Origin of the sequence: Actinomadura nitritigenes (assembly GCF_017573545.1) — a bacterium.
Lineage (GTDB): Bacteria > Actinomycetota > Actinomycetes > Streptosporangiales > Streptosporangiaceae > Spirillospora > Spirillospora nitritigenes.
Window position 1 is genome coordinate 13,829 of record NZ_JAGEOK010000014.1, and the last position, 24,186, is coordinate 38,014.

At 68.3% G+C, this 24,186-nt stretch carries 22 protein-coding genes; 16 read left to right on the top strand and 6 right to left on the bottom strand.

What is annotated here, in order from left to right; all coding sequences use genetic code 11:
- Nucleotides 1–216: 216 nt before the first annotated feature.
- Nucleotides 217–942: a hypothetical protein gene (locus J4557_RS22180; protein ID WP_208268635.1), complete on the bottom strand. Its 726-nt coding sequence runs from the start codon at nt 940–942 to the stop codon at nt 217–219.
- Nucleotides 943–1,212: 270 nt separating this feature from the next.
- Between J4557_RS22180 and J4557_RS22185 the strand changes: the two genes are divergently transcribed.
- The 6 genes from J4557_RS22185 to J4557_RS22210 all read left to right on the top strand — a co-directional run bounded on the left by J4557_RS22185 (nt 1,213) and on the right by J4557_RS22210 (nt 8,779).
- On the top strand, nt 1,213–2,214 hold the full coding sequence (locus tag J4557_RS22185) for a LuxR C-terminal-related transcriptional regulator (RefSeq protein ID WP_208268636.1): 1,002 nt from the start codon (nt 1,213–1,215) through the stop codon (nt 2,212–2,214).
- Nucleotides 2,215–2,240: 26 nt separating this feature from the next.
- Nucleotides 2,241–4,031, top strand: coding sequence for a S9 family peptidase (locus J4557_RS22190; RefSeq protein ID WP_208268637.1), 1,791 nt, complete (start codon nt 2,241–2,243; stop codon nt 4,029–4,031).
- A gap of 97 nt (nt 4,032–4,128) precedes the next feature.
- Complete coding sequence (locus J4557_RS22195; protein ID WP_208268638.1) at nt 4,129–5,397, top strand: MFS transporter; 1,269 nt, start codon at nt 4,129–4,131, stop codon at nt 5,395–5,397.
- Between the two features lie 177 nt (nt 5,398–5,574).
- Nucleotides 5,575–6,150: a hypothetical protein gene (locus J4557_RS22200; RefSeq protein ID WP_208268639.1), complete on the top strand. Its 576-nt coding sequence runs from the start codon at nt 5,575–5,577 to the stop codon at nt 6,148–6,150.
- 438 nt (nt 6,151–6,588) lie between these two features.
- Entirely contained in the window at nt 6,589–6,921 is a 333-nt protein-coding gene (locus J4557_RS22205; RefSeq protein WP_208268640.1) for a hypothetical protein, read from the top strand.
- Between the two features lie 37 nt (nt 6,922–6,958).
- Nucleotides 6,959–8,779, top strand: coding sequence for a relaxase/mobilization nuclease domain-containing protein (locus tag J4557_RS22210; RefSeq protein WP_208268641.1), 1,821 nt, complete (start codon nt 6,959–6,961; stop codon nt 8,777–8,779).
- A gap of 49 nt (nt 8,780–8,828) precedes the next feature.
- Here the strand turns inward: J4557_RS22210 and J4557_RS22215 are convergent, their stop codons facing one another.
- Together J4557_RS22215 and J4557_RS22220 are read right to left on the bottom strand one after the other, a co-directional pair.
- Nucleotides 8,829–9,659 carry a hypothetical protein gene (locus J4557_RS22215; protein WP_208268642.1) on the bottom strand — a complete coding sequence of 277 codons (831 nt, stop codon included), beginning with the start codon at nt 9,657–9,659 and terminating at the stop codon, nt 8,829–8,831.
- Entirely contained in the window at nt 9,656–10,810 is a 1,155-nt protein-coding gene (locus J4557_RS22220; RefSeq protein ID WP_208268643.1) for an SMI1/KNR4 family protein, read from the bottom strand. Before J4557_RS22220 ends, J4557_RS22215 begins: the two co-directional genes overlap by 4 nt.
- A gap of 305 nt (nt 10,811–11,115) precedes the next feature.
- Here J4557_RS22220 and J4557_RS22225 point away from each other — a divergent pair, with 305 nt between their 5' ends.
- From J4557_RS22225 to J4557_RS22250, 6 genes are all read left to right on the top strand, one after another.
- Nucleotides 11,116–11,409, top strand: a complete 294-nt coding sequence (locus J4557_RS22225; RefSeq protein ID WP_208268644.1) for a hypothetical protein — start codon at nt 11,116–11,118, stop codon at nt 11,407–11,409.
- Nucleotides 11,410–11,513: 104 nt separating this feature from the next.
- Nucleotides 11,514–12,356, top strand: coding sequence for a DUF2637 domain-containing protein (locus tag J4557_RS22230; protein WP_208268645.1), 843 nt, complete (start codon nt 11,514–11,516; stop codon nt 12,354–12,356).
- Nucleotides 12,353–14,365: a toprim domain-containing protein gene (locus J4557_RS22235; protein ID WP_208268646.1), complete on the top strand. Its 2,013-nt coding sequence runs from the start codon at nt 12,353–12,355 to the stop codon at nt 14,363–14,365. The genes J4557_RS22230 and J4557_RS22235 overlap by 4 nt, the downstream gene beginning before the upstream one ends.
- A gap of 20 nt (nt 14,366–14,385) precedes the next feature.
- Nucleotides 14,386–15,237, top strand: coding sequence for a hypothetical protein (locus J4557_RS22240; protein WP_208268647.1), 852 nt, complete (start codon nt 14,386–14,388; stop codon nt 15,235–15,237).
- Nucleotides 15,238–15,257: 20 nt separating this feature from the next.
- Nucleotides 15,258–15,560, top strand: coding sequence for a superinfection immunity protein (locus J4557_RS22245; protein ID WP_208268648.1), 303 nt, complete (start codon nt 15,258–15,260; stop codon nt 15,558–15,560).
- Between the two features lie 566 nt (nt 15,561–16,126).
- Complete coding sequence (locus J4557_RS22250; protein WP_208268649.1) at nt 16,127–17,005, top strand: hypothetical protein; 879 nt, start codon at nt 16,127–16,129, stop codon at nt 17,003–17,005.
- Between the two features lie 401 nt (nt 17,006–17,406).
- Here the strand turns inward: J4557_RS22250 and J4557_RS22255 are convergent, their stop codons facing one another.
- A complete protein-coding gene (locus J4557_RS22255; protein ID WP_208268650.1) occupies nt 17,407–19,563 on the bottom strand; it encodes a WD40 repeat domain-containing serine/threonine protein kinase in 2,157 nt (718 codons plus the stop codon).
- Between the two features lie 129 nt (nt 19,564–19,692).
- On the opposite strand from J4557_RS22255, the gene J4557_RS22260 reads away from it, so the two are divergent.
- On the top strand, nt 19,693–19,869 hold the full coding sequence (locus tag J4557_RS22260; protein WP_208268651.1) for a hypothetical protein: 177 nt from the start codon (nt 19,693–19,695) through the stop codon (nt 19,867–19,869).
- Between the two features lie 375 nt (nt 19,870–20,244).
- Here J4557_RS22260 and J4557_RS22265 read toward each other — a convergent pair whose 3' ends face one another.
- A complete protein-coding gene (locus J4557_RS22265; RefSeq protein WP_208268652.1) occupies nt 20,245–20,451 on the bottom strand; it encodes a DUF397 domain-containing protein in 207 nt (68 codons plus the stop codon).
- Nucleotides 20,448–21,314, bottom strand: a complete 867-nt coding sequence (locus J4557_RS22270) for a helix-turn-helix domain-containing protein (protein ID WP_208268653.1) — start codon at nt 21,312–21,314, stop codon at nt 20,448–20,450. The genes J4557_RS22265 and J4557_RS22270 overlap by 4 nt, the downstream gene beginning before the upstream one ends.
- Nucleotides 21,315–22,116: 802 nt before the next feature.
- Here J4557_RS22270 and J4557_RS22275 point away from each other — a divergent pair.
- The 3 genes from J4557_RS22275 to J4557_RS22285 all read left to right on the top strand — a co-directional run bounded on the left by J4557_RS22275 (nt 22,117) and on the right by J4557_RS22285 (nt 24,152).
- Nucleotides 22,117–22,836 (top strand): ATP-binding protein, encoded by a 720-nt coding sequence (locus tag J4557_RS22275; RefSeq protein ID WP_208268654.1) that lies wholly within the window; start codon nt 22,117–22,119, stop codon nt 22,834–22,836.
- Between the two features lie 99 nt (nt 22,837–22,935).
- Nucleotides 22,936–23,517: an SUKH-4 family immunity protein gene (locus J4557_RS22280; RefSeq protein WP_208268655.1), complete on the top strand. Its 582-nt coding sequence runs from the start codon at nt 22,936–22,938 to the stop codon at nt 23,515–23,517.
- Nucleotides 23,518–23,549: 32 nt separating this feature from the next.
- Nucleotides 23,550–24,152 (top strand): hypothetical protein, encoded by a 603-nt coding sequence (locus tag J4557_RS22285; protein WP_208268656.1) that lies wholly within the window; start codon nt 23,550–23,552, stop codon nt 24,150–24,152.
- The last annotated feature ends 34 nt before the right edge of the window (nt 24,153–24,186 follow it).

Here is a 24,186-nt window from a genome sequence, read left to right on the forward strand (position 1 = left end):
CTCGCAGCAGATGGAGCCGTACGACATCCCCGCGCGCCCCCCATCGCCCCTGCGAGGGTTCGCGATGTCGGCGGGCACTCGCGACCGCAGTCATCCAGATCAGGTCTCATTGCCCGCTCAGGTAGCGTCGACGAAGTCGTCGTCATGGCGCGCAGTCCGTCACGATCAGGCCAGAGGGGCGGTCTCCTCCACCCGCCCCTCCGGCGTTCGATGCGTCTAGAGCGATTGGATGTGGGTTCGCAGCGCCATGATCGTTTCCTGCGCCGACAGCAACTCGATCGGCCGGCGAGGAAGTCTTCGCGGGCCGTCGACTTCGATGTAGTGAGTCGGGCCGTAGGCCCAGGGGCCGGAGATGAGCGTGACGACGTTCGGATTCGTTCCGGCCTGGAGGATCTCGTGGACGACATCGCTGTCTTGGCCGGGGCTTGCGAACCAGGCGATCGGCGCGGACGCACGGGAGAGATCATGGATCTCGGTCGCCGCTTCCGGCTTGGTCTTCGACTCTATGAGTTCGATGGCGTCTTCGAGCGCTTCGGCCAGGTAGATCCGATCTCCCAGGGCTTCCAGGTGATCGTCGGCGAGGTGGCCTACCAGGCGGATGAAGTCGGCATCCTCAATGACGACCTGCGCGATGCCGTCCTTGCAGGTAAGCGCCTCGACCAACGCCGCTCGTTCGAGACCTGGAGCTCCGGGTCCGATCACTCCTGCTCCTGTTGGAGCACCGAAGAGACTCATGAGTAGTTCGTCGGGCCGGTTGCATTCGGTGTCCGGCCTGGGGTGTTTGTGGATGGAACGGCGCTGGACGTGCGTACGGAAGCGGCCGATGGCCGCCGGAGCGGACGGCCAGGACGGAAGGCGTGACCTTGCGGCGTCGATGAGCGAAGGCCGCTGCCGTGCCGGAGCTTTGGCGCTGGCCAGAGTGCGCACGGAGTCGTTCGTCATGTTCACTCCCGGTCGGTTGCTGGAGCTGCCAGAGCAGATGAAACCGAAGACCCGCAGGTCACGAGGTGAGCAAAACCCGCCGTGGTCGCAATTGACCAGCGGGGACGAAGGCTCGTAAGCATCCAGACGCACCGGGGTTGCGTTGAGGACGGCCTTGGCGGCTGCGCGGACGAGCGTGGTGACTTCTGCTCATTGACGCGAAACACTCACCCGCAAGGTATGTCACTCTTACGATTCGAGCCGCTACTCTCTGCGTTCGGAGGTGATCGAGTGGGCTCTGAGGTGGAGCAGAAGGCGACGCGGTTGTTGAAGGGCATCGTGTCGGATGAGTTGCTGACCTCGTACACGCGGTTGCTGGCGGAGGGGTCCTGCCCGCGGGACGAGGCGCCGGATCTGCTCGGCGGGGCGGGGCAGGTCAAGGAACTGACGGAGTCGGGGATGGCCCACATCCAGTCGTCCGGGCCAGCCCTGCCGCAGCGGCTTGTGCCCGTTCCCCCTGACCTCGCGCTGCAGGGGACGCTGGCGGATCTGACGCGTCGACTGGTGGCCGATCAGGAGCGCCTGCTGGACGGGCAGCGGCGCATCGCCGAGTCGCATCCGTGGACGAGTTCGGCGGCTACCGAGTCCGCAGACCGTCTGGTGCGGATCATCACCGACCGGGAAGAGATCGGCACCGTCTCGCGCGCCCTCATCAGGGCGGCCCGCCATGACTGGATGACGCTGGACAACCAGTCGATGGAGCGGCCGATAGACGAGTTGACCGCCGTTCCGCCTCCGCAGTCCTTCGACGGCCACGTCCGCTGCCGTGCGATCTACGAGAGCAGTTGTGCCGGGCATCCCGTCGGTCTCAGGTCGATCGAGATCGCGGTCGAGGCCGGCGAGGAGGCTCGCCTGCTGCCCCGGATCGGCATGAAGATGAAGCTCGCCGATGAGTCGATCGCGATGCTGCCGCTGACCCCGACCGGAATGTCCGGGGCGCTGCTGATCCGCTCCTCGGTCATTGCCGGGGCACTGCGCGAGTACTTCGAAATGTTGTGGGAACGCGCGGTGCCGTTCGGGGCCGCCTGCGCCGAGAGCCCGCTGAACGAGAAAGAGCAGAAGGTCCTCAGCCTGCTCGTCGAAGGGGTCTCCGACACCATCATTGCGAAGCGGACGGGAATGGGGCTGTCCACGGTGCGGCGGCACTCGGCGACCATCCGGGCGAAACTCGGGCACAACAATCACCACTTCGCCGCCGGCGTCGCCGCCGCCCGCCGCGGCTGGATCAAGTGATCTTCGCAACCCAGGGAAAGGTCGCCATGCCCGACTACCGGGACTTCGTACCCCGACAGAACTTCCAACCGACCCTGGCGCTGTCCCCGGACGCGAGCACCGTGGCCTATTCCAGCAACGCCAGCGGGCACTTCGACCTGTGGACCGTCCCGGTCGATGGCGGCGAACCGCAACAACTGACCAGACTGGCCGATCAGGCCGTCCGACAGATCGCATGGGCCCCGGACGGCAAGAGCCTAGTGTTCACTGCCGACCGTGAGGGAGATGAGCAGTACCGGCTGTACCGCATCGGGTTGGGCGACGAAGGCCCCATCGAGATCAGTTCAGGACACGACTGCCAGCGCTTTTTGGCGACCTCGCCATTCGACGCCGACGGTCGCTTCCTTGTCTACGCGGCCAACGACCGTGACGCCACCGTGCAGGACGTCATCATCCGGGACCTTGCCGAGGACCTTGAGCGGCGTATCCAGCCACCTGTGGGAGTGGTGTTCGAGCCGGTCGAGATCTCCCCGAACGGGCAGTGGCTGCTCGCCGGCGGCTTCCGTTCCAACAGCCAGGTGGACGCCTACCTGATCGACCTCCAGGACGCGTCAGCCGAGCCGGTGTGCGTCACTGCCGAACACGGGGATGGGTTCTTCGCCCCGGCCCCTTGGGCGGCCGACTCCTCTGGCTTCTATCTGCGCACCGACCTGTGGGGCGAATACACCTCCGCTGCCTTCTACCGTCTCGACACCCGAGCGCTGGAACCGGTCGCCCGGCACGATTGGGACGTCGAGCACATCGACGTCGCCGGCGACACATTGGTGTGGTCGGTCAACGAGGACGGGCGGTCCGTCCTCCATGCTCGTCACGGCCAGAACACAGCGCGGCTTCCTACCATGCCACCGGGCGTGATCGCGGCTCTGACGACCGGCCCCGCAGCCGAGCCGATCGTCGTCCTCCTCAATACCGCCACCCGGCCCACCGAGATCGCCGTCCTGGATCCGGTGAAGGGATTCCGGTATCTCACCGATGCCCGCCCGCCCGCGCTCAGTGTCTTCGAGCCGGTCGAGCCGGAACCTGTCATCTATCCGGCATCGGCGGGAAGAACCGTGCACGCTCTTCTGTACCGGCCGGCATCTCCAGGGCCGCACCCGGTGTTGCTGTCGATCCATGGCGGCCCCGAAGCGCAGGAGCGCCCCATGTATCTGCGCTCGGGCCTGTACCAGCACCTGCTCAGCCGGGGCATCGCCGTCTTCGCGCCCAACATCGCCGGGTCCACCGGATACGGGGCAGCGCACCAGAAGCTCATCTACCGCGACTGGGGCGGCCCCGACCTCGACGACCTCGACCACGCCGTCCGCTACCTGCAAGCCGCCCCTGGAATCGACGGTGACCGAATCGCCGCCATGGGCGGCTCATACGGCGGTTTCGCAGCACTTTCCTGCTTGGCAAGGCTTCCCTACCGATGGGCCGCCGGCGTCTCGCTCTGCGGACCGACGAACCTGGTCACTCTCGCCCGCGCATGCCCGCCGACCTGGAAAAACTTCGTCGCCACCGTCCTCGGCGACCCCGAAACCCACGCCGATCACCTGACCCAACGCTCACCGATCACCTACGTCGACGCCATCACCGCGCCGCTGTTCGTCCTGCAAGGCGCACGTGACCCGCGCGTCCCCCGGGCAGAGGCCGACCAGTTCGTCGCACGTCTGCGCGAACACGGTGTCGATGTTCGCTACGACGTCTTCGAAGACGAAGGCCATGGATTTACCAAACGCGAAAACGAGCTGCGCGCCTACGAAGAGGTCGCACGCTTTCTCTGCAGCCACCTTCGATAGACGGGCGACTGTCACCACGGCAAATCCTTCCACTAATCTTTACAAGAGCGAGAAAAGTGGAGAGCCAACGTAAAGCTTTATTGGCTACCGTTTAGCGGTGCTCAAGTTCCTGTCGCCCTTGGCCTTGTTCAAGGACTCGAAAATAGCGCCGCTGTTCATTGCGCGGCTCGTCTCCAGTGCCGGGGTCGGATTCGGTGAACTGGCTCTGGCCTGGGGCGTCATGGGCCTCGGATACGGCCCTGGCGGGCTGTCTCTCGTCCTTGCCTGCAATTCACTTCCCGCACTTCTCATCATCTTCACCGGCGTCGCTGGTGATCGCTTCAGGCGCCACCACATCCTCATCACCGCCGAAATCATCACCTGTATCGCATGGCTGGGGCTCGGCACCTGCTTCCTGACCAGGCAAGCACCACTTCCTCTGCTGTGCGCCCTGGGATTCCTGTCGGGCATCGCCACGGCGATGTTCCTGCCGACCATCCGAGGAATCATCGCCGACCTGCTGGCGGGCAACGGGCGGCTCGGCGGCAACGCGATCATCAACCAGACCGAATCCGTCGGCCTGCTCATCGGCCTCGCCTCATCCGGGCTGGTCGTCACCGCCCTCGGACCCGGCTGGGCGGCGTCCACGCGAGGTGTCCTGTGCGCGGTGAGCGCGCTGTTCCTGAGCCGTCTCAACACACCGCGCTGGCAGCAAGCCAAGCGCAGCGTCCTGCGTGACCTGCGCGTCGGCTGGCGCGAGTTCACCGCGCACCGCTGGGTCTGGATCATGACGCTGCAGTACACCGTCGTGATCATCGCGATGGTCTGCTACGACGCCGTCGCCGGTCCGGTCTACATGGCCCACGGTCATGGCGGCGCGCGAGCCTGGGGCGTCATCTCTGCCTGCGAGTACGCCGGCGCCCTGGCCGGCGCGTTCATCGGCGCCCGCTGGACACCGTCCCGGCTGATCCTTTCCGCCGCGGCACTCCCCGCCGCCGGAGCGATTCCCATGGTTCTCATGGGCGTCGAAACCCCATGGATACTTCTGGCAGGTGCCGCCGTCCTCCCCGGCGCATGCGAAGCGATCTATTACGTCCTGTGGACGACCTCGCTCCAGGACACCTTCACCCCTGACGTCCTCGTCCGCGTGAACAGCTGGAACATCATCGCCAGCTACGCCCTGATGCCAGTGACTCTCCTGACCGCCGGCCCCCTGGTCGAGCGCCTCGGCCCCCAGCCCGCCGCCCTCGGCGCCAGCCTCATCACCGTGCTCGCAACTGGCTGTTCCCTTCTGATCCTGCGCCTCCGCGGCATCACAAGCTCCCAGCCTGCCGCCCTGCCTCTTTCCGCTCCGGCATACGTCGAGGCACCTCCTCGTGGTGATTGACATGGGAGTGGGCGGCGGCAGGCCGCCACGCCGAGTGTGAGAGTGGCGCCGACGCGTCACCCCGTGCACTATGGAGCGCAAACAGCTTCACATGCTCTCACGTGGAGCGAGACCGTCCCCCGTTACCTACAGAGAGGAAGTCCGCATGGCCCCTGCAACGACGAACCGGAGGACCTCATGGTCGATCACGAGACCCCCACGAACGAACGCACGGAACTTCTTGCGGGCGAGCTGCATGAACGCGCCCGCGCACTCAAGCACCTGACCCAGGGGCCGCCTGGTCTGACGAGACCCGAGGCCGCCTACACCATCCTCGGCAACCTGGCCCAGACCGCGTTCCGGCTCCTTCAGACCGCCGAGCAACTGGACGCCTTCCTCAACCGGGAGCTCGACGCCGGACGGCTCGGACACCATCGTGGCGACGACCCGGTCCCGACCGTCCTGAAAGCGCACGATGCGCTTGCCAAGGCCGGCGAGCATTCCATGGACCTCGGCGAGTCCTTCCGCCAGGCTCAGGGGGCGCTCGCCGACATCTACGGAACCGGGACCGAGCCGGAAGCACAGCAGCGCACCCAGGGCGAAACCGAGACGTTGCCTGACGAGCGGGCTGAGGGCGCCGCGTCCGACATCCGGCCGGCGGCCAAGGACTTCCCGCACAGCATCGGCGACGTGCTGTCCGGCCCGCCCGCAGCCCCATCCTCACCAGATCCTCGTCCGCACCCCAAGCCACCGCATCCACGCAGGGAGATGTAACCCGCGTGGTCGGATGCCCTGCCCGGGCGGGGCAAGGGCATGTCGGCGCGTCAAACGTCGGGCCCTGTTCCTGGTGACCACCCGTGGCGTTCTGAACGCGCGGACCTCCCTCAGTGAACGGAAGCAGCGTCGCCTTTCCCGGGCCTGGGCGAGTCGCCCGAGGGTGTCGAACCCGACGCCCTCGGGCGCTCCCCTGGCCGGGCTGGCGAGGTTGGACCGCGGGTCCGCATTGTCCGCGAGGGGCTCCGCTGGCGCGGGGCAAGAAATGGACTTCCTAAGGATGTCGCTGCTGGCCGGGCGCGGTCAGCAGTGCGGTAAGCGGATCGAGCGCGATCCGGAGTGAAGGAGCTGATGACACAAGACCGAACGACTCGGACACCGAAGGCGGCGACACGGCGCAACCGCAGAGCGTTGCAAAGTCCTCGACGAAGCCGGGCGTTGTTCATCGCGCTATCGGATGAGGAGTACGCCTCGCTGGCGAGAGCGGCCGCGAGCGAGAAGCTGGCGACGGGCGCGTGGGCGGCGTTGACGCTTCTGGCCGCGGTGGAGGGGAAGAGGCGCGCGGATTCGGTGGAACTGCGGGAGGTGCTGCAGGCCGTGTTGCAGGCACGAGGCCAGGCGCAGCGGATCGGGGTCAACCTCAACCAGGCGGTCGCCGCTTGGAATTCGGGGGACCTGTCTCCGACGCTGCGCTGGTATGCCCGGGCCGCGGCGCAGACGGTCCGGAAGCTCGATGATCTGGCCGACGAGCTGAGGAGCCGGCTGCCGTGACGGCATCGGCGTCGGTATCGGCGGCGAGTCCTACAAGTTGATCGGGAAGGTGCTGCGTGGCGTCCGGGTCCAGGGGCTGCTCCGCTACCTCTATGGCCCGGGCGCCAACGGCGAGCATCACAACCCGCACATCGTGGCGGCCTTCAGCGATCCGGCGGACCTGGAGCCGATGATCGGGCCCAATGGCCGCCGCGACCTGCGCCGCCTGGACGGTCTGCTAGTTCAGCCGATGGCGGTGCTCGGTGAGCGCAACTACCGCAAGCCCGTCTGGCACTGCGCCGTCCGGGCCGCTCCCGAAGATCCGATCCTGACCGATGCCCAATGGGCGCACGTCGCGACTGAAATCATGCACCGGACGGGCCTGGCCCCGGATGGGGACGTCGAGGCCGTCCGCTGGATCGCCGTCCGCCACGCCGCCGACCATGTCCACATCGTGGCCACGCTTGCCCGCTCGGACGGCGTCCGTCCAGAGGTGTGGAACGACGGGTATCGGGTCCGGGACGCCTGCCGGGCGATGGAGCAGCGATACGGATTGCGGTCGACGGCGCCGGCGGACCGGACGGCGGCCCGCCGTCCCAAGCGCGGTGAGACCGAGAAGGCCGTCCGCCGCGGCAAGGCAGTGCCATCCCGTACGCTCCTGCACCGCACAGTCCAGACGGCCGCAGCCGGCGCACGCAGCGAAGAAGAGTTCTTCGACCGCCTCAAGGCCGAAGGCGTCTTGGTACGGCAGCGGTACAGCCAGCGGACGACCGGCCAGGTCACCGGGTACGCGGTGGCCCTGGCCGACGACGTGAACGCCAAAGGCCAGCCGATCTGGTACGGCGGCGGCAAGCTCGCCGCCGACCTCACCTTGCCTCGGCTCCGGCGCCGCTGGACAAGCGCGGACGGCTCTGTCCGCGCGCCGTCCGCTGCCGGTCTGCTGGAGGGACGGCATCTGTCCGCGCGGACAAAACGTGTCCTGCTGCGGACAGCCGTCCGCCGCGCCGCGGACAAGTCCCGGACGAGCACCGAGTTCTTGCAGCGCCTCCAGGACGACGGCCTCTGGGTGAAGCCTCGCTACAGCCAGCTCGATCCCGGCCAGATCACCGGCTACGCCGTCGCGTTCCCTACCGAGCACGGCGGAGAGGAACCGGCCTGGATCCCCGGCAGCCGCCTCGCCGACGACCTCTCCCTATCTCGTCTCCGGCAATGCTGGTCAGGGCACGTCACAGACCACACGCCGATCATCGAGCACGACGAGCTGACGCCAGAGGAGCGGCAAGCGTTCTACGACGATGCATCCCGTGCCGCCTCCTACGCCATCGCGCAGATCTACCGGCATCTGGCAACGAACCCGTACGCAGCTCAGGATGCCTGCTGGGCGGCCTCCGACGCTCTGCACGTAGCTGCCAAGGCCACGGGCAACCGGCATCTGCGCCGCGCTGCCGATGCCTATGATCGCGCGGCCCGCGCGCCGTACGGCCGCATCCCGCGACCGACTCCCGCGGGCAATGCCCTGCGCACCGCAGCCCGGCTGCTCGCCCTCACCGGCTCCGCGAGAAACCGGACGACAGTGTCCATTATGGTGCTCGTCGCCAACCTCATCACCCTGCTCGACACCATCGCCGAACTCCGCCGACTCCAGCACCGCCAGGCCCAAGCCGACGCCGCACGAAGAGCAGCCGCCCACGTCCGCGAAGCGAGACGCGCCACCGGCATCCCTGTGCCCCGGCAAAGCGAACCGACGGCCACGCCGTCGCAGGTGAGCCTGGCCATGGCTGGCTTCCCGATGCCCTGGGCTCCAATGCACCCCGCCGTCACCGGTAGGCCGGCGGCAACGAACCCTGCTCGCCCCGTCCGAGACAGAAGGAGCCTCTGAACGAGCTCAGTGTCCCGGATTCCACCGGTTGGCCGGTGTCAGCGACGACTCATTCTGGATCGTCGGTCGGTGGGGCCACCAGCACCTTCGGCTTCGTGCGGGGCTGGTTCCAAATCTGGAGGAGGCACCCGGACGGCTTGGTGTGGAAACGGAGGCGGTAATCCCCGTGCCCCGCGGGGAGCGGTGGTAGCGGCAGCTCGCGTCCGGCGAGCTCGTGGAGGACGGCGCGGCCGGTGTGGAACCGGCAGCTCAGTTCCACGATCCGGTCGTAGGTGTGGTCGGGTTCCGGGGGCGTGGGAGAGATCGTCACGGCGAGGGTCAGTTCGCCGTCGTGGACGGGCGGCCAGAACAGCGCCGCCCCTGGAACGGCGTCGATGAGGTCGGCCGACTCGGCGTAGGCGGGCACAGGGAGGATGTCGCCGAGCGAGCGCGTGCGGTCGAGGAGGAAGAACTGGCCCACCCGGACGCGGAGGGTGAGGTCGAGGTTTTCCTCTGTCGCGGTGGTGCGCCGATCGAAGGCGAAGTCGGCGGGGATGCCGCCGGGGAAGCCGCGCGCGGCGATGAAGTCGGCGAGTTCCTCCTCGGTCACTTGGAGGGCGCGTTCGGTGATGCCGGGGACGTCGCCCGGTTCGGGCCGCTCGTAGGTAGCGACGGCGAAGAATGAGCCGCTGGTGCCCGGCTCGGGGGGTTGCCACCGGGTGACGCGGATCATTCCGCATCTCCGGCAGGCGGTGCGGTTGATGTTGATCGTCTGCCCGGCCTCGTCGGTCTTGGTCTCGGTCGCTTCCAGGCGGGTCCGGCCGGGAATGTCGTGGTCGTGGCCGCAGGCGCCAATGATCTGCTCCATCGCGACGTCGTCCCGGTTCGGGAAGGGCATCATCGGCGGTCACCTCGTGGGCGGGACAGCAGGTTCCGACGGCGCTCAGGCGTGAGGGCGGCAGCCACGAGGGGGTCTGCGAGCAGGGTGACCGGTGCGATGTGGTCGGGGGTGCGCGGACGCCAATGAGCGAACGCGACGTCGATGTCCCGCCAGAGGGCATCGGGATCGGCTCCGTGCTCGTCCACCGCGTTCCGAACCAGGGCGTCGAACTCGGGATTGCCATACGTCATGGGGCGCTCACCGTTGTGGAGCCGGGCCTGGTAGGCGGCGACGAGCAGGTGAAGGTCCGGATTGTTGCCGTTCATCGCCATCTGCAGTTGCGAGCTGCGGCCGGGCGTGGAGCACTCGGCGTGCTGAGCGAACAGCAGAGGCAGGAACTCCTCAGTGAACAGCGGATCGGCCAGGAACCCCTCGGGCACGAAGTCGGGGTGCAGCAACCGTCCGAAGGAGTGCCCGGACCGACGGTCGAGATAGAGCTGGAGTTGCGCGCGCAGGACGGTGGCGCGTTCTCGGCCGAACTCCTCGGCCTCGGCCAGGACCGCGTCGGCGGCGTCGGCGTCGCCGCTGAGGGCGTCCAGGCGAGCTTGTTCGACCTTGGCGTCCCAGGAGTCGCGGGTTTCGCCTTCCGGTTTGCGCATCTGGTGGAACTCGGCGTAGAGGTCCTCCATCAGCGCGGTGAAGGACGCGAACCGCTCGGGCGGCGCGGCCCTCCAGGAGAACAGGTTGTAGGCGGCCCATTCACCGGCGTCGTCGACGTCGCCGGGGTCCAGGAACAAGATCCCCGCGTCGGCCTCCCTGGAGATCAGGAGCCCGCGGCTCAGGCAGGTGCCCTCCTGCTCGTCGTCTTCGCAGAGTTCCGCCCAGCTGTCATCCCAATGAGGCTCAAGCTCGCGGAGCCATCCGACGTCCGACGTATCGCGCATCCGCCAGACGAAGATCCCGGCATCGCGCCAGCCGTCCGTCGTCAGGAGGAACTCTCGGTAGGACGGTGGCAGCCGCATGCCGATCCGCGCCTCGGCCGCCGCGACGGCCTGCTCGGTGGCGGGCTCGAAACCGAGCCAGCCAGTGCGCACCACTTCCGGGTCGGGTTCGGGGTCGGCGCTCCGCACCCATTCTTCACTCCAGCGCCTCAGCCACGATCGCCATTCCATGGGGGCATGCTGCCGACCGCCTCGGACATTCCCGGGCCGCAGTAATGCGGAATCTTGAAGCCACAGCGACGCACGCCTCCGGATCGTTGTTCCGCGGGGATGCACGCCCAATAACTGACGACGGCCGCTCTTCTGCAGGCCGGAGCTAGAGCCGACCCCTTGACGCAGGCGGTTGATCGCAGGAGACCGTCGACACGCCGAACACTTACTGTAGTTGATCAGATGCCTAGCGTGATGCATTGTCTTGCTCACTGACTTTGGTTGACGGAGCCGTGGCCCGTCAACCACTGGCCGACGGGGGAGCGATGGGAACGCTGGTAGCGGTCGAGCAGAGAGAACTGGCGGTGCGGCGGGAGCGTCTGCTGCGGCTGCACTCCGAGCTCAAGCGGCTGGGCGCCTCGACGAGGGTGCGCCGGCCGCGCAACGGGCGATGGCGGTTGAGGGTCCGCTGCGATGGCTGGTCGGAGACGGTCATGTGCGCAGGGGCGGACGGCGCGTACGCCTACGTCACGGCGCACGGGCGGGTGCTCGGGACGGCGAGCGAGGTCCGGCACGTCGCGCGGCTGCTGGTGTGGATGGTGGAGCGGCGGAAGCGATGACCCTCTTCAGACCACGCAGCCATCGAGGGCTCACACCGCAAGACCCACTGGCCAGCTCTGCGAGCGCATCAGCTCAGGTGGCACGTGATCGCGCGGTTCAGGTCGTGGTGGTGCTGGTCGCTCCGCTAATCGCGACTCTCGCAGTGCTCGGCGGACTCGGATCGTTCACCACTGTGCGGGAGCTGGCCGAGCCGCACTTCAAGGGCTTGGCATGGATCGTTCCGGTCGGAATGGACCTGGGCATCTTGATCCTCCTCACCTGGGATCTGCTGATGGAGTACCTGGACCTGCCGTGGCCGGTCATGCGCTGGGTCGCATGGGCCTACATCGGCGGCACGGTGCTGGTGAACGTGTCCGCCGCGCATGGTGAGCTGGCCGGCAGCGTGATGTACGCGGCGATGCCGGTGCTGTTCATCACGGTGGTGGAGGGCGTCAGGCACTTGATCCGCCGGTGGGTCGGGCTGGCATCCGCGCGCCGGGTGGAACGCGTACCGGCGGCTCGATGGCTGCTCGCGCCGGTCTCCAGCTTGCTGCTGTGGCGGCGGATGGTTCTGTGGCACGTCACCGCCTACCAGGACGGGCTGAAGCTGGAGTACCGACACCTACTGGCCGTATCGGTGCTGCAGGAGGAGTACGGGCGGTGGGCATGGCGCTGGGATGCGCCGCTGGCGGACCGCCTCGCGCTGCGCCGGATGCCAACCGGGATCAACGCGAACGGCTCTCCCGAGGGCGGCCCGGCCAGCGTCGCCGAGCAGGCTCCCGGCGAGGACGAGCTCCTGGTGGCCGCGCGGCGTGTCCAGCGGGAGGCACGACGGAGAGGCGTCCGAGTCACTCGTAGCTACCTCGGTGACCGGCTGCGTGAGCTGGGGTACCCGATAGGCACCGCCCGGCTCCAGCAGCTCCTGGCCGTCCTGCGCAACGACTCGCCCCAGGGCGGTGGGGCATGAGCGGACCGTCGTCACCCGAGCACCACGCAGCCGATTCCGAGGAGAAGCAGCAGCGTCAGCTGGACTTCTTGCACGGGATCACCGACTACGGCGTTGCGGCTCTGCTCGACGGACGCCTCGGCTGGGCGGCGTGGCTCGAGCAAGCCAGCCGTTACGGGCGATACGGGTTCACCAACACGCTGCTGATCCCGGCGCAAAGACCCACGGCCACTGACGTCCGTTCCTACGATGACTGGCTGAAGCGGGGACGGCAGGTCCGACGCGGCGAGTCGAGCATCCGCATCTTGTCCCGCTCGGGTAAGCCGCGTCCGGTCTTCGACGTCGAGCAGACCGATGGCGCGGCGCTCGAGGAGGCCGCACCCGTCCCGACGGCCACGGGTCTGGCAAGGCTGGCCCGGCTGACGGGCGACCTCGGCGTCTACCTGGACCGGGGGCAAGGCTGGACCTACCTGGGAGACCCAGATCGGCGGCTGTCGATCGCGCCCGAACTCGAGGACCTCGAGGCGGCCACGCTTCTGGCCCACCAACTCGCGCACGTCCTCGACGTTCGGGGACGGCCAGGTGCGTCGAACCTGGACCAAGAGCCATGCCACGGGGCAAGGCGCGCCTTCGCCGAGTCGGTCGCCTTCCTGCTGCTGGCAGAGGTCGGCTTGCCGACCGGGCATCTGTCTTTCTCCGCTCCGCGTAGCTGGGCGGGGGCCGACGCGCGAGCCAACGCGACGGGAGCCGTCCGGCTGGTCGGGGAGCAGGTGGTCCGTACGGCATCGCGGCTGCGGTTCCGGCTCAGCAAGCTGCAGCCCGTCGATTCTGCCGCTCCCCTCCCGGTGGGTCGGACAAGCGCGCAGGGGAAGGAAGCCCTCCCATCAAGACCGTCGAAGAAGGCGCCAGCGACGGGTAGGCCGCACGATGAGCTGCTTGCTGCGATCGAGGACGCGCATCGCTTCTTCGTTGCCAATCTCGCCGGAAGCTGGGGCGCCTCCTATCTGACCCGCCGCGGCTTCACTGCAGAAGTCCAGGCGCGGTGGCAGGTTGGGCATGCGCTCCGGCCGCGACGGGCACTCGTCCAGCACCTCCGCCGGTGCGGGCATCAGGATGAGGCGATCATGGCCGCTGGTCTGGGCAAGCTCGGACGTGATGGCGAGCTGATCGACGTCTTCCGCGACCGTGTCCTGCTGCCCTTCCGTGACGACGACGGCGCGGTCATCGGATTCGTCGGCCGGAGCCAAGACACCTCAACAGGACCCAAGTACCTCAACACCCCGGACACGGTGCTGTTCCACAAACGGGAGGTGCTCTTCGGCCTGCATGAGGTGGGCGACCGGCTCACCGCCCAGGGCGTTCGTCCCCTCCTGGTTGAAGGCCCGCTGGATGCGATCGCAGTCAACACCGTCATGCCGGAGACCTATGCCGCCGTCGCCACCTGCGGAACCGCCCTCAGCACAACCCACCTGGACGCGCTCAACCACCACACCGACCTCGGCACCCGCGGCCTGGTCATCGCCCTAGACGGCGACGCCGCCGGACGTCTCGGAGCCGTCCGGGCTTGGCGCCACCTGAGCGAGGTCGCCGGCCCGGTCGAAACCGTCCAACTCCCCGCAGACCGGGACCCTGCCGACCTGCTGGACAACCCGGAAGGCGGAGGCATAGAGGCGGCATTGCGGTCGACATTTCCGCTGGCTGACCTGGTCGTTGATGAGAGACTGGAGCGAGCCGGACGAACGCTGGAGTTCGCCGAGAACCGGCTGGCCGCCGTCCGCGCCGCCGCGACCGTCATCGCCGCCCTGTCCCCGGACCAGGCCGCCAGGCAGGTCGCCCGCGTCGCGTCCCGCGCCCAGTGCGACCCAGCCGAGGTCACCGCCGCCGTCATGTCCGCGATCACCCGCGACCCGCCCTCGGACCTGGCACCGGCAGCGCACGACTTCCCCGCGCTCCCCGATCTCCGATCCCCTCCGCCTTCACGTGAGACACCAGGGGCGACGCGAGCACCAGGAACACGCCGCACAAAGTAGCCAACTCAGGGAGACACACCATGACCAGCCAGCATCCGGACCCGATCGCAGAAGGCTTCTCGCACGGCGGCGAGCGCATGATCCAGATCGTCGCGATGGCGGCCGCCCTCAAACAGAGTCATGCACGCCGCGCCGCCCGGTTACGGGCAGCCGAGCTTGCACGGGATGCGGCGGCCGAGCGCACGGAATCCGCGGCCCAGCAGGCAGCGTTCGCCGAGGCCCGCTCACGGTGGGTACGGGCCCACGACCGTCAATGGCTCCAGCAGGCCGGGCTCCTGGGCGTCGCCGAAGCATGGGGAGCCGCCATCCCTTACACCGCCAACAGCTCGTCGGCAGCCGCGGCCGTCCGCAAGTGCGAGAACCGGCTCCGCGACCTGCACCCGCACGCGATGAGCCACTACGACAGAGCCCGCACCGACGGTATGGAACCTCTCGACGCGATGCGCAAGGCCGCCCCGTTCTTCATCTGCAACCCCAACGTGCGCACCGGCGAGCCCGCGACGCCGCGGCCAGCGCTCGCCGAAGGCAACGGGGCCGAGTGGGCAGCGACGATCCACGGCCCGCATCGCACCGACTGGGAGAACGCCCGTCGGCAGCAACGCGCCCACCTCATCGCCGACCAACACCGCGAACGTCAGCTCGGTCCCGACGAGCTGCGAACCGTCCTGGAAACCACCACCAACCTGCCGGACAAGGTGATCGCCGAGGTCGCCCCGGTCGTCCACAGCACGCAGGCGCGGCTGGCCGCCGAAGGCTTCCCCTTCACGATCGACCAGGCCCTGGAGATCAGCGCCAAGCGGCCCTTCGAACCACCGGCCGCACGCAAGCCCGCAACGCAGACACCCGACCGGAACAGGCGCCGCAACCTCTGACCATAAGAAGGGCTCATCCGATGCTCAGAGAAATCCCGCCGGACTGGTACTGGTTACCCATCCTCGCGGTCTTCGTCGGCCTCGCCGTCCTGCCGACCTTCATCGCCCTGGTCCGCGGCGCAGACGAGCTTCTGCTCATCATGCTGGTCAACACCTTGTGCTGCGCCAGCATCATCTACTGGCCGTTCGCGCTGTACATGGCCATCACATGGCCCCGCAAACACCCTCGCCCACCGAAGGCGCCAGCCGCCTACCGTCCTCCGCCGGCCCCCGAACCTCACCCCCGCCGCAAGGTGATCCAGGGAAACGTGGAAGCACCATGACCAGGCAAGGAAGCCTCAGACGACAGCGAGACCGCGTCACCGCCTGCGGACTCCCCCGACACGGGCAGGTTCCCAGGTTCTTGGCCGGCGCAGCACTCACCGTCCTGCTCGGAACGCCGAGTTGGGCAGCGCTCACCGTGCCCGGTCGGGCGGAACAGAACCCCGGCTGCCCACCCCTTAGCCCCATCGCGAAGCGGTATGTCGACCGTAAGACGGTCTGCCGCCGCGCCCGCCAAGAGATGCTGCACAGCTTCAAGACCGGCAAGGATCCCGACTGGGGGAACGTCCTTCGCGACTCCATCCCGGCCAAGCCCCCCGGACGTCACAGACCCACCAAACACGACCACCACGCAACCCTCGGTCACGACTCCCGGCCAAAGCCACGAGAAGGACCCAAGTCGTCTGCACGCCCGAGCCCCACCCCCGCTCAGTCCCGCACGCCCACCCGCCGCACGACCAAGCAGCTACAGCCTCGCCAGAGCGTCGCCACCTCGCCGTCCACGGCACCAACCAACCGCACCGCCATTCTGCATCGTTCGCGGACGGTCCATCCGCACCGCTCGCGGATGGACAAGAAGAGGCCACTCGAGAACACCGCGGGTGCGGCAGCCCTTTTCGTTCTCACAATGCTCGGCGGCGTGGCCATCTGGCGGCGCAAAGCTTTGCCGACTTTGCTGCATAAACCCCGGTCCCATCCCGCCCGACCACGCGTCGAGCCGCAGCCCGCCTCACCCAGCCACCAGAAGGCGGACACCGCTCCTCACGATCCCTTCGACTGGGGTGGAGCTTCACTCGCGGGCCCAGGCGCAGAGGACGCCGTCCGCCACCTGGTCTTGGATGTCCTCACCCACCCGCGGGAGCACGCCATCCAGCTGGTGCTCGCCCGTCCGGACGCATGGCGGCTGCTCGGCATCTCAGCAAACGAACTGCAGGACGAACGAGTCCCCGGCCTGTCCCTCACCGATGACGACCAGCAGGCATACGCTCACCTGCGCCGACCCGGCTTCTCACGCCGCCTCCTGATCACCTACGACGGAAACACCCCGGTTCAGCAAGGCGAACAGTGCGCCGCGGTGAGCGTGGCGACCTGGACCGAGCCATCCGTGCAGATCTCGCCCGATGGCGTCCTCGTGCCGTGCTCGTCCTCCGACTCCACCATCCCGGGAAAGTACACGCGGGCACCGCTGCTCTCCAGACCCGACGCCGCCGAAAAGCTGCGGGCTCTTCCGACGCTCGACCGATGCCGGCGAATGACAGCCGGCCGTGCCGTCGAGGCGGTCAGAAATCGGGCTCCGGCCTGCGGCGAAGGGCTTGTTCGGCCGCGAGCCGGTATCGCTCTTGCGGGCTCGGACGGTGGTACGGATCTCGCGGGTCGGTCGGATCGCTCGGCGGGCGCGCGGACAGGCGATGACGCCGGACGCTGCTGTAGTCCTGGCCAGGGATAGGAGCGACCTCAGTGCCGGGCACGCGCGCGTGCCGTCCGGTGTAGCCGTCAGGGTTCATCTCGATCCACAAGATCCTGGCCCACCATGACCGGTCCGGGTGCCGCTCCCAACCGAGCAGAAACGCCGGACCATCGATGGCGCGGTAGGTGACGGCAGGCGGCACCCGCACCTCAACCACCCAACATGTCGAACATACGTTCCATTATGACCGGGCGTCCGGCACGTTGACGTCCGGGGGCGCCGACCGAATACAGATCACCCGACCATGCCGGAGCCAAGCTTCCGCAGCTCAAGCTGTCCCTATAGGGGTGGCGGAGTCACCACGAGCCGGCCGGTGGGGCTACAGCCATCGGGGCGACACCGAGTGGATGCGCGATGCGCGGACAGCCCAGAAGCCTTCATCAGGCATGCCAATGTTCGACGTCCTTGCCCTTGGCCAGGTCACGGACGACGATCTTGCCGCTGGACGTGCCGAACAGAACGGATCTGCCGTCGGGGCTGAGCGCCGCGGTGGTGACGAAGCCCGTATCGGACCCGGGCAACCCGGAGGCCGAGCGCTGTGGTGACGGGGTCAGCCGCCAGTCCTTGACGTCCCCTCCGCCCTGGGCGAGCAGGTGGGTGCCGTCCGGAGTGAACAGCAGCCGTTCGATGGCCTGGGAAGTGTCGAGGGTGCCGATCTGCCGCTGCAGGGCGACGTTCCAAAGGGTCACCGTCGGAGTGCCCTCCAGGGCGAGACTCCGGCCGTCGGGGCTGAAGGCCATGGTGAGGGGCGGGTCGGTGGTCATCGGTGGGGTCAGCGTGCCGATCTGGCTCCGTGCGGAGACGTCCCACAGCGTGACGCCCGGGCCTTCCATGCCGGTGCAGGCGAGCGTGGTGCCGTCGGGGCTCACCGTGGAGATCACACATCCCTCGTCGGGGACGATCTGATCTGTTCGAGGGGTCTCACCGATGCGCCAGACGAGGTGGTCCCCGTGCTCGCCGAATGCCGTGAGCCTTCCGCCGCCGGAGTCGAAGGTCAGGCGGCTCGCGTCACTGAAATCGTTCGTCTTCGCGATCTGTTTGTGAGTCTCGAGGTTCCACACCGCCGTGGGCCCGTCCGACGGTGACATGGCGAGTTCTCGGCCGTCCGGACTGAGCGCCATGGCGACCGGATCCTCATCGCTGTCGCCGCCGAGGTGAAGCGTCGAGATGCGCCGGTGGGTCCGTACGTCGTAGACCCGGATCTGCTTGTCGCCGAGGGCGATCGCGACCGTCCGGCCGTCCGGGCTGAAGGCCGCGCCGGTCGGGTGAGGGGGGTCCGAAGGGGCGGCGGACGGGGAATCCGTGGAGTCCGACGGGTCCGTGATCAGGTAGCTGGGGAACGGCTCCGGAGAGCCGGTCGCGCTGCCGGCCGATGGGTCGGTGTCAACGTTGAGCAAGGCCGCGAGGCTCCCCAAGCCCACCAGCACGCACACCAGGACCGGCACCAGCCGCCGAACCCGTTCCTGCCGAAGCGGGGTGGGCGGCTGCTTGATCGGCGGCACCGGCCGCGTGGTCACGTACCTGGTCCTCGGCTGCGGCGCGGCGGACGCGGGCGCTGCGGCCGACCTGGGCGGTGGGGTGGACGCGGTGACGGCCGAGCCCGCATTGCCGGCGGGCGGGGAGGGCGCCTTTCCGGCACTGGCCGGCGACGCGGGCACAGCCGGTGCAGCCGGTGCAGCCGGTGCCGCCGGCGTCACCGGCGCGGGCGGCGGGGCGTTCTCCGGGGCGGCGTGGAGGATGCGGTCCAGGGCGGCGGCGACTTCGTCGGCGTCGGCCCGGCGCTCCGGGTCGCGGACGAGGAGCGAGGCCAGCACCGGGCTGAGCGGTCCCGCATTGCGCGGGGCGGGCGGGTCCTGGGTGAGCAGGGTCAGCAGGATCGACGCGTAGTCCGGGCCCTGGTAGGGCGGGCGGCCCTCGACCGCGTTGAAGAGTGTGGCGCCCAGCGACCACAGGTCTGCGGGCGGCCCGGCGGCCTCGTTGCGGGCCTGTTCGGGGGCGACGAACGCCGGGGTGCCGCTCATCTCGCCGGGCGCGCCGGGAGTCCGCTGCCCGCGCTGCCGGGCGATGCCGAAGTCGGTGATGACAACCCGGTCGCGGTCGGTGACGAAGACGTTGGCGGTTTTGAGGTCCCGGTGCACGATCCCGGCCGCGTGGGCCTCGCGGAGGGCGGCGAGCATCTCGGCGCCGATCTCGGCGGCCCGGCGCGGTGGCAGCCTGACCTCCTCGCGGAGGATCTCGGCGAGCGAGCGGCCCTTGAGCAGCTCCATCACGATCATCGGGGAGCCGTCGTGCTCGATGACGTCGAACACGGTGACGATGCCCGGATGGCTGAGCGCGGCCGTCGACCGCGCCTCGTTCATGGCGCGCTCCGCCAGTTCCGCGGGCTCGTCCTCGGCCGCGAGGAGGATCTCCTTCACCGCCACGTCGCGGTTCAGCAGCTCGTCCCGCGCCCGCCAGACCCGGCCCATGGACCCCTGCCCGATGACCGAGAGCAGCCGGTAGCGACCGTTGATCACTTCCCGCCCGGCGTCAGGCACGCCCCGTCACCCCGTCCACCAAGATCTACGACCCAGCGTGCCTTCGACGCCATGCCCATGGCAACAGTTCCCGGGCGGATCACGGCCGGCGGCGACATTTCCCCTGCGCCGTGGCGCCGTCATAGGGAGTTGACCGCGCGGGCCGGGGACGCAGGATGCGGGGGCCGCGCCGCCAGCCGCGGCTATCCCCGCGCGATCAACAACCTGGCCATCCAATCCCTGCTGGCCACCTTCATCGCCGACAAGACCGTCGTCGACGAAACCGCCGCCCGCTCCGCCGTCAACGAGGTCATCGCGACAGAGTGACCACCACCGCGCCAACCTGCACACCACGGCCCCACCAGGACGCCCCTGGCGGGGCCTTCGCGCACAACCACGTCCCCACCAGCAATGACGCCGTCGTCCTCAACTTGAGTGATCGCTAACACCTCAACCAAGAGCCGGAGTTCTCGAGCAGGCACTTAACCCCCGAGAGCAGACCGTTCCGAAGACAGCATGCCCCGGCCTACCCGACCCCACTGCCTCCCAGACGCAGCCTGGGGCCCGACGCAGCGGCTCCGTCCGCCTCGCCCAGACCGCCCTCCTTAGATCCCCCTGCGGTGTAGCAGCACGAAAACGAAGCCGGTCGAGTTTGGCATCGCACACGAACGGAAGGACGCCATGCTCTGGCGAGCCCCGCCCTCAAGAGATGTCGAACTCGCCCCTGCCGAACCGGCCGGCCAATTCGCGCCACGCGTCGCGGTCGATGAACAGCTTGGGCCCGTCAGGATCCTTGGAGTCGCGGATGCCGACCGCCCCGTGGGCCCTGGCCAGTTCAACACAGCCCTGGCTTCCCTGACTAGCTGTCGCCTTGCGCCAGTTCGGGACGGAGGGGGCCGACTCGGTCATTGCTGCTCCTTCTCGAGGCTGCGCAGGAAGGACACCGTTTCGCGAGGGTCCAGCGCGGAGGCCACCAGCAGGTTGAACTTGGTGGTCATGCGGCTGACCTGGTGCGGTTGCTCCAGGTACGCGTTACCGGCCTGACTCTCGACGTAGACGACGTCCGGGTCGGTGGGCTCGGGGAAACCGAGCAGCGAGAACGGCCCGTCGAGCCCAACGTGTGCACCCTTACCGAAGGGTAGAACCTGCAAGGTGATGTTGGGAGCCTCGGCCGCCTCCAGCAGGCGCCGCACCTGCCCCTTGATCACCGGAACCTCTCCGATCGGCCTGCGAAAGACGTTTTCGTCCATGATCACCCAAAGGGCGAAGGGCGGTTCCTTGCGCTCGAGGATCTGCTGCCTGGCGAGGCGCAGCTCGAGCAGACGGTCGATCGTCTTCGGTGCCTCGCCGAAGAGAGTTGTCTGCAGGACCTCGCGGGCGTACCCGGGAGTCTGCAGCAGCCCGTGGACGAGCTGGTTGTCGAAGTGACGCAGCTCGGCGGCCTCGCTCTCCAGCCCGATGTAGGAACCGAACCGCGGCGGGAAGACGTCCTGAAACTCGTTGTACCAGCCTGGCTGCGCCGCCTCCTTCGCCAGCTGGAGAAGGGTGTCCCTGGTCTGTGCGTCCGCCGCTTCGAACAGCTCCAGCAGGTCTCGGATCTCCCTCTGCTTCGGCGGCTGAGCCTTGCCCGTCTCGATGCGACTGACTCGTGAGGGCGAGCACTCGAGGTGCTCAGCGACCTGCTCGATGGTGTAGCCGGCGTTCTCTCGCAGTTTGCGGAGTTCGGAGCCGAGACGACGCATCCGGACCGTCGTCACGTGAGGCTGGGGCATGAATCCTCCCTTGCTTGCATGGCACAAGTTACCTTCCGCAAGTTCGCCTGCGGACATGAAGTGAGCCGTCGGCTCTCGAAGCACTGTCCTCAGGGAATGTTCTTCGCAAATGCCGCAATGCATATCTGCACACTTGTGCGGCACAGTTCTCAGGTGCATGCTGGCATCGGTTCGCCGCTGCGAAGAGTCGGGGGAGCGTCATGAACTGATCAACTTCGACGCGAGCCCACAAAGGCGGACCACGAGGCAAGTCGAAGCGACCCCGGACGCGGTGCTGCAACACCGGCCGGGGTCTTGATCGGACGCAGGAGGTCCGACCCATGCGTGATCGTACGAACCCGTCACCCGTTCTCGAGAGGCCGCCCACCCCCAGACTCGTCTCCGTCCAGGCAGGAGGCCGAGGGCACCATCAAGCGGACCCGGTGATGCCGCCGCCAGCGCCTTGGACAGCGACCCAACGCGATCCCGAGAGCGCCGTCGCCGAACTCAGCGATCAGTTCCCCCGCGCGACGTGCTGGTTCGGGGAGTACACCGGCAGCTACTGGGCCCTGACCTCCGACAACGACACCATCCTTCTCCTCGAAGGGGCCACGCCCGACGCCCTGAGGCGCCAACTGCTGACCCTCGGCCGCCCGGCGAAGCGGCACCAGCCGTCTTCACTCGGCAGCCCGCTCCAGTCCTCAACGCCTGCGCCGCTCCCGCAAACGGTCGCGTCGGCCAAGTCCGCTCGCCGGCCTTTCCGGCGACGTAGCCGAAGTCGGGGCCGTCACTGCGTGGCCGGGGCGCGTGGCCGGGACGTTCGATGCTGACCGGCAGGCCGGCCGACATCACGGTCGGCGGAGCCTGTGCCTTCCAGCTCCCCCGCGACCCCAGCGCCGCCTCCCAAGCCCGCACCCTCGTCGCCGCGACGATGCGCGAGCTCGGCTTCACCACCGACACGATCGACGACGCCAAGCTCGCGGTGTCCGAACTGGCCACCAACGCCCACACCCACGCCTCCTCGGCGACGCATCCCGAGCTATGGATCTGGGCGCGCACCCGCCCGGCCCTGGAGTTGGTGGTCTCGGTCTTCGATACTCACCGAGACACCTGGCCGGTGTCCGGCAACGCCGACCTGCTTGACGAGCACGGCAAAGGCCTGTCCATCGTGGCGGCCCTGGCCACCCGCACCGGTTCGCACTTCACCCGCTCCCGCCTGACCACCACGACCGGCAAGTGTGTCTGGTTCACTCTCCCCTTGCCCGCATGCTGGCCGACAGCCGTCCGCGTGATCGCCCCGAAGCTGGCGTCCGACAACCTTCTGGACGCCCTGCGCGGACGCGGCATACCCGCCACCGGCTGCAGCGACGACCGCGGCATCTCGGTCCTCACCGTCGCAACCCTCAACATCTGGGTCGGACCGACCGGCTTCTCGTGGCGCGACCGCCGAGGCTACGTGCGCCAACCGCTGATCGACCTACAGGAAACCGCCGAGCGCATCGTCAGCCGCAACGAGACCCGACAGTTCCACCATCAGCCCTGAAGAGCCGTCCGCGAACAACGGGACCACCAAGCCCCGGGGGTGCGGCGCATCCTCCCGTCGCCGCGCCCCCGGCCCACGCCCACCACAAGGACCCTTCTCATGCACCCAGCCGCCGACCGCTACACCCGCCTGCTCCGGGCCGTGGAGACCGTCGGGAAACTCGCACAACAGGGCGACATCGAGACCATCGAGCACCTGCTCACCCAGCCAACGACCACCCGCCTCGACGCCTCCACCGCCAACGCCCTGCGCAACGCCCGCGACTCGATCCTCGTGATCAGACGAGCCCTCACCGCACTACTCGAAGCCGCACACGAGGACGGCACGACGCTGAATGTCATCGCTCGCCCAACAGGGGACGACCCCACCTCACTCGGCCACCGCAGCATCGACCGTGCCGAGGCCTGGCGCCGCGCCCACCGGCACCTGCCGAGCCACGGCACCACCTTGCTACTCCTGCACATCGAAGAGTTCCAGGACGGCTTCAGAGCACTCCCGGTCCAGGTAGACATCCCGGAACCGCCCTCCATACCCTCCCTGGAAACGCCCACGACCCTCGCCGTCGACAAGACCACCGGCGCAGTCACCCGCTGGCCCCTGCTCTCCCTCGACGTCCTTTCCCGCCAATACCGCCGCTACCGCCAGGGCGAACCCATGACCCTCGACGCCACGATCGTCTGATCAAACTTCATCGGCGGGCCTTCTCATCCCACGTGAAGCTGCATGAACCGCAGGCTGTAGAAGCGCGGCGAAATGTGGACCGATCCAGACGCAGCCGACCACCGCTGTGGATCGCCGTCCTAGCACGCCGCTTCCAGCTGCAGGACGCGATCGCCGTGCTCGAGCTCGACCGGGTGCTGGACGCCTCCCCGGAGGAGCTCGACGGTCACCGTCTCGGGCTGAAGGCCGCCCGGCAGAACCGGCTGGACCTCATCATGCGGGCGACCGAGCGCCTGATGGCCCGCATGGGCGCGGCGGTCGGCACCGCCAACACCAAAGTGCTGATGCATCCGACCAAGGCCCCGGCTGTCGTGCAGTCGAGCAACCATCTCTCGACCGCCATCGTCGACTTCCACGAAAGGCTTGGGATCGAGCGCGCTCGGGAGGCGGCGGAGGTCCGCCGCTGGACGCACGAGGCCAAGGAGGTGAGGGACAAGGCGCTCGAGACGGGAGCCGAGCACGTCGATACCGCCAAGCGCCTCGGCAACGAGACCTTCGACCTGGCCAAGTCGGCGACGGGCAAGCTCTCCAGTCGGATCGCCGAGCAGACGCGACTGCGGCGCGGGGACGACGAGAAGTCTCGGGAGAAGGGCTGAACGGGAGTAGGCGTGCCTCTCCTCGGCGTTCCGC

What these genes read in the sequence shown, in the direction of transcription:
- J4557_RS22180 (WP_208268635.1), bottom strand. Translation starts at nt 942, where the DNA reads ATGACGAACGACTCCGTGCGCACTCTGGCCAGCGCCAAAGCTCCGGCA.
- J4557_RS22190 (WP_208268637.1), top strand. Translation starts at nt 2,241, where the DNA reads ATGCCCGACTACCGGGACTTCGTACCCCGACAGAACTTCCAACCGACC.
- J4557_RS22200 (WP_208268639.1), top strand. Translation starts at nt 5,575, where the DNA reads ATGGTCGATCACGAGACCCCCACGAACGAACGCACGGAACTTCTTGCG.
- J4557_RS22215 (WP_208268642.1), bottom strand. Translation starts at nt 9,659, where the DNA reads ATGATGCCCTTCCCGAACCGGGACGACGTCGCGATGGAGCAGATCATT.
- J4557_RS22220 (WP_208268643.1), bottom strand. Translation starts at nt 10,810, where the DNA reads ATGGAATGGCGATCGTGGCTGAGGCGCTGGAGTGAAGAATGGGTGCGG.
- J4557_RS22225 (WP_208268644.1), top strand. Translation starts at nt 11,116, where the DNA reads ATGGGAACGCTGGTAGCGGTCGAGCAGAGAGAACTGGCGGTGCGGCGG.
- J4557_RS22235 (WP_208268646.1), top strand. Translation starts at nt 12,353, where the DNA reads ATGAGCGGACCGTCGTCACCCGAGCACCACGCAGCCGATTCCGAGGAG.
- J4557_RS22240 (WP_208268647.1), top strand. Translation starts at nt 14,386, where the DNA reads ATGACCAGCCAGCATCCGGACCCGATCGCAGAAGGCTTCTCGCACGGC.
- J4557_RS22245 (WP_208268648.1), top strand. Translation starts at nt 15,258, where the DNA reads ATGCTCAGAGAAATCCCGCCGGACTGGTACTGGTTACCCATCCTCGCG.
- J4557_RS22250 (WP_208268649.1), top strand. Translation starts at nt 16,127, where the DNA reads ATGGACAAGAAGAGGCCACTCGAGAACACCGCGGGTGCGGCAGCCCTT.
- J4557_RS22265 (WP_208268652.1), bottom strand. Translation starts at nt 20,451, where the DNA reads ATGACCGAGTCGGCCCCCTCCGTCCCGAACTGGCGCAAGGCGACAGCT.
- J4557_RS22270 (WP_208268653.1), bottom strand. Translation starts at nt 21,314, where the DNA reads ATGCCCCAGCCTCACGTGACGACGGTCCGGATGCGTCGTCTCGGCTCC.
- J4557_RS22275 (WP_208268654.1), top strand. Translation starts at nt 22,117, where the DNA reads ATGCTGACCGGCAGGCCGGCCGACATCACGGTCGGCGGAGCCTGTGCC.
- J4557_RS22280 (WP_208268655.1), top strand. Translation starts at nt 22,936, where the DNA reads ATGCACCCAGCCGCCGACCGCTACACCCGCCTGCTCCGGGCCGTGGAG.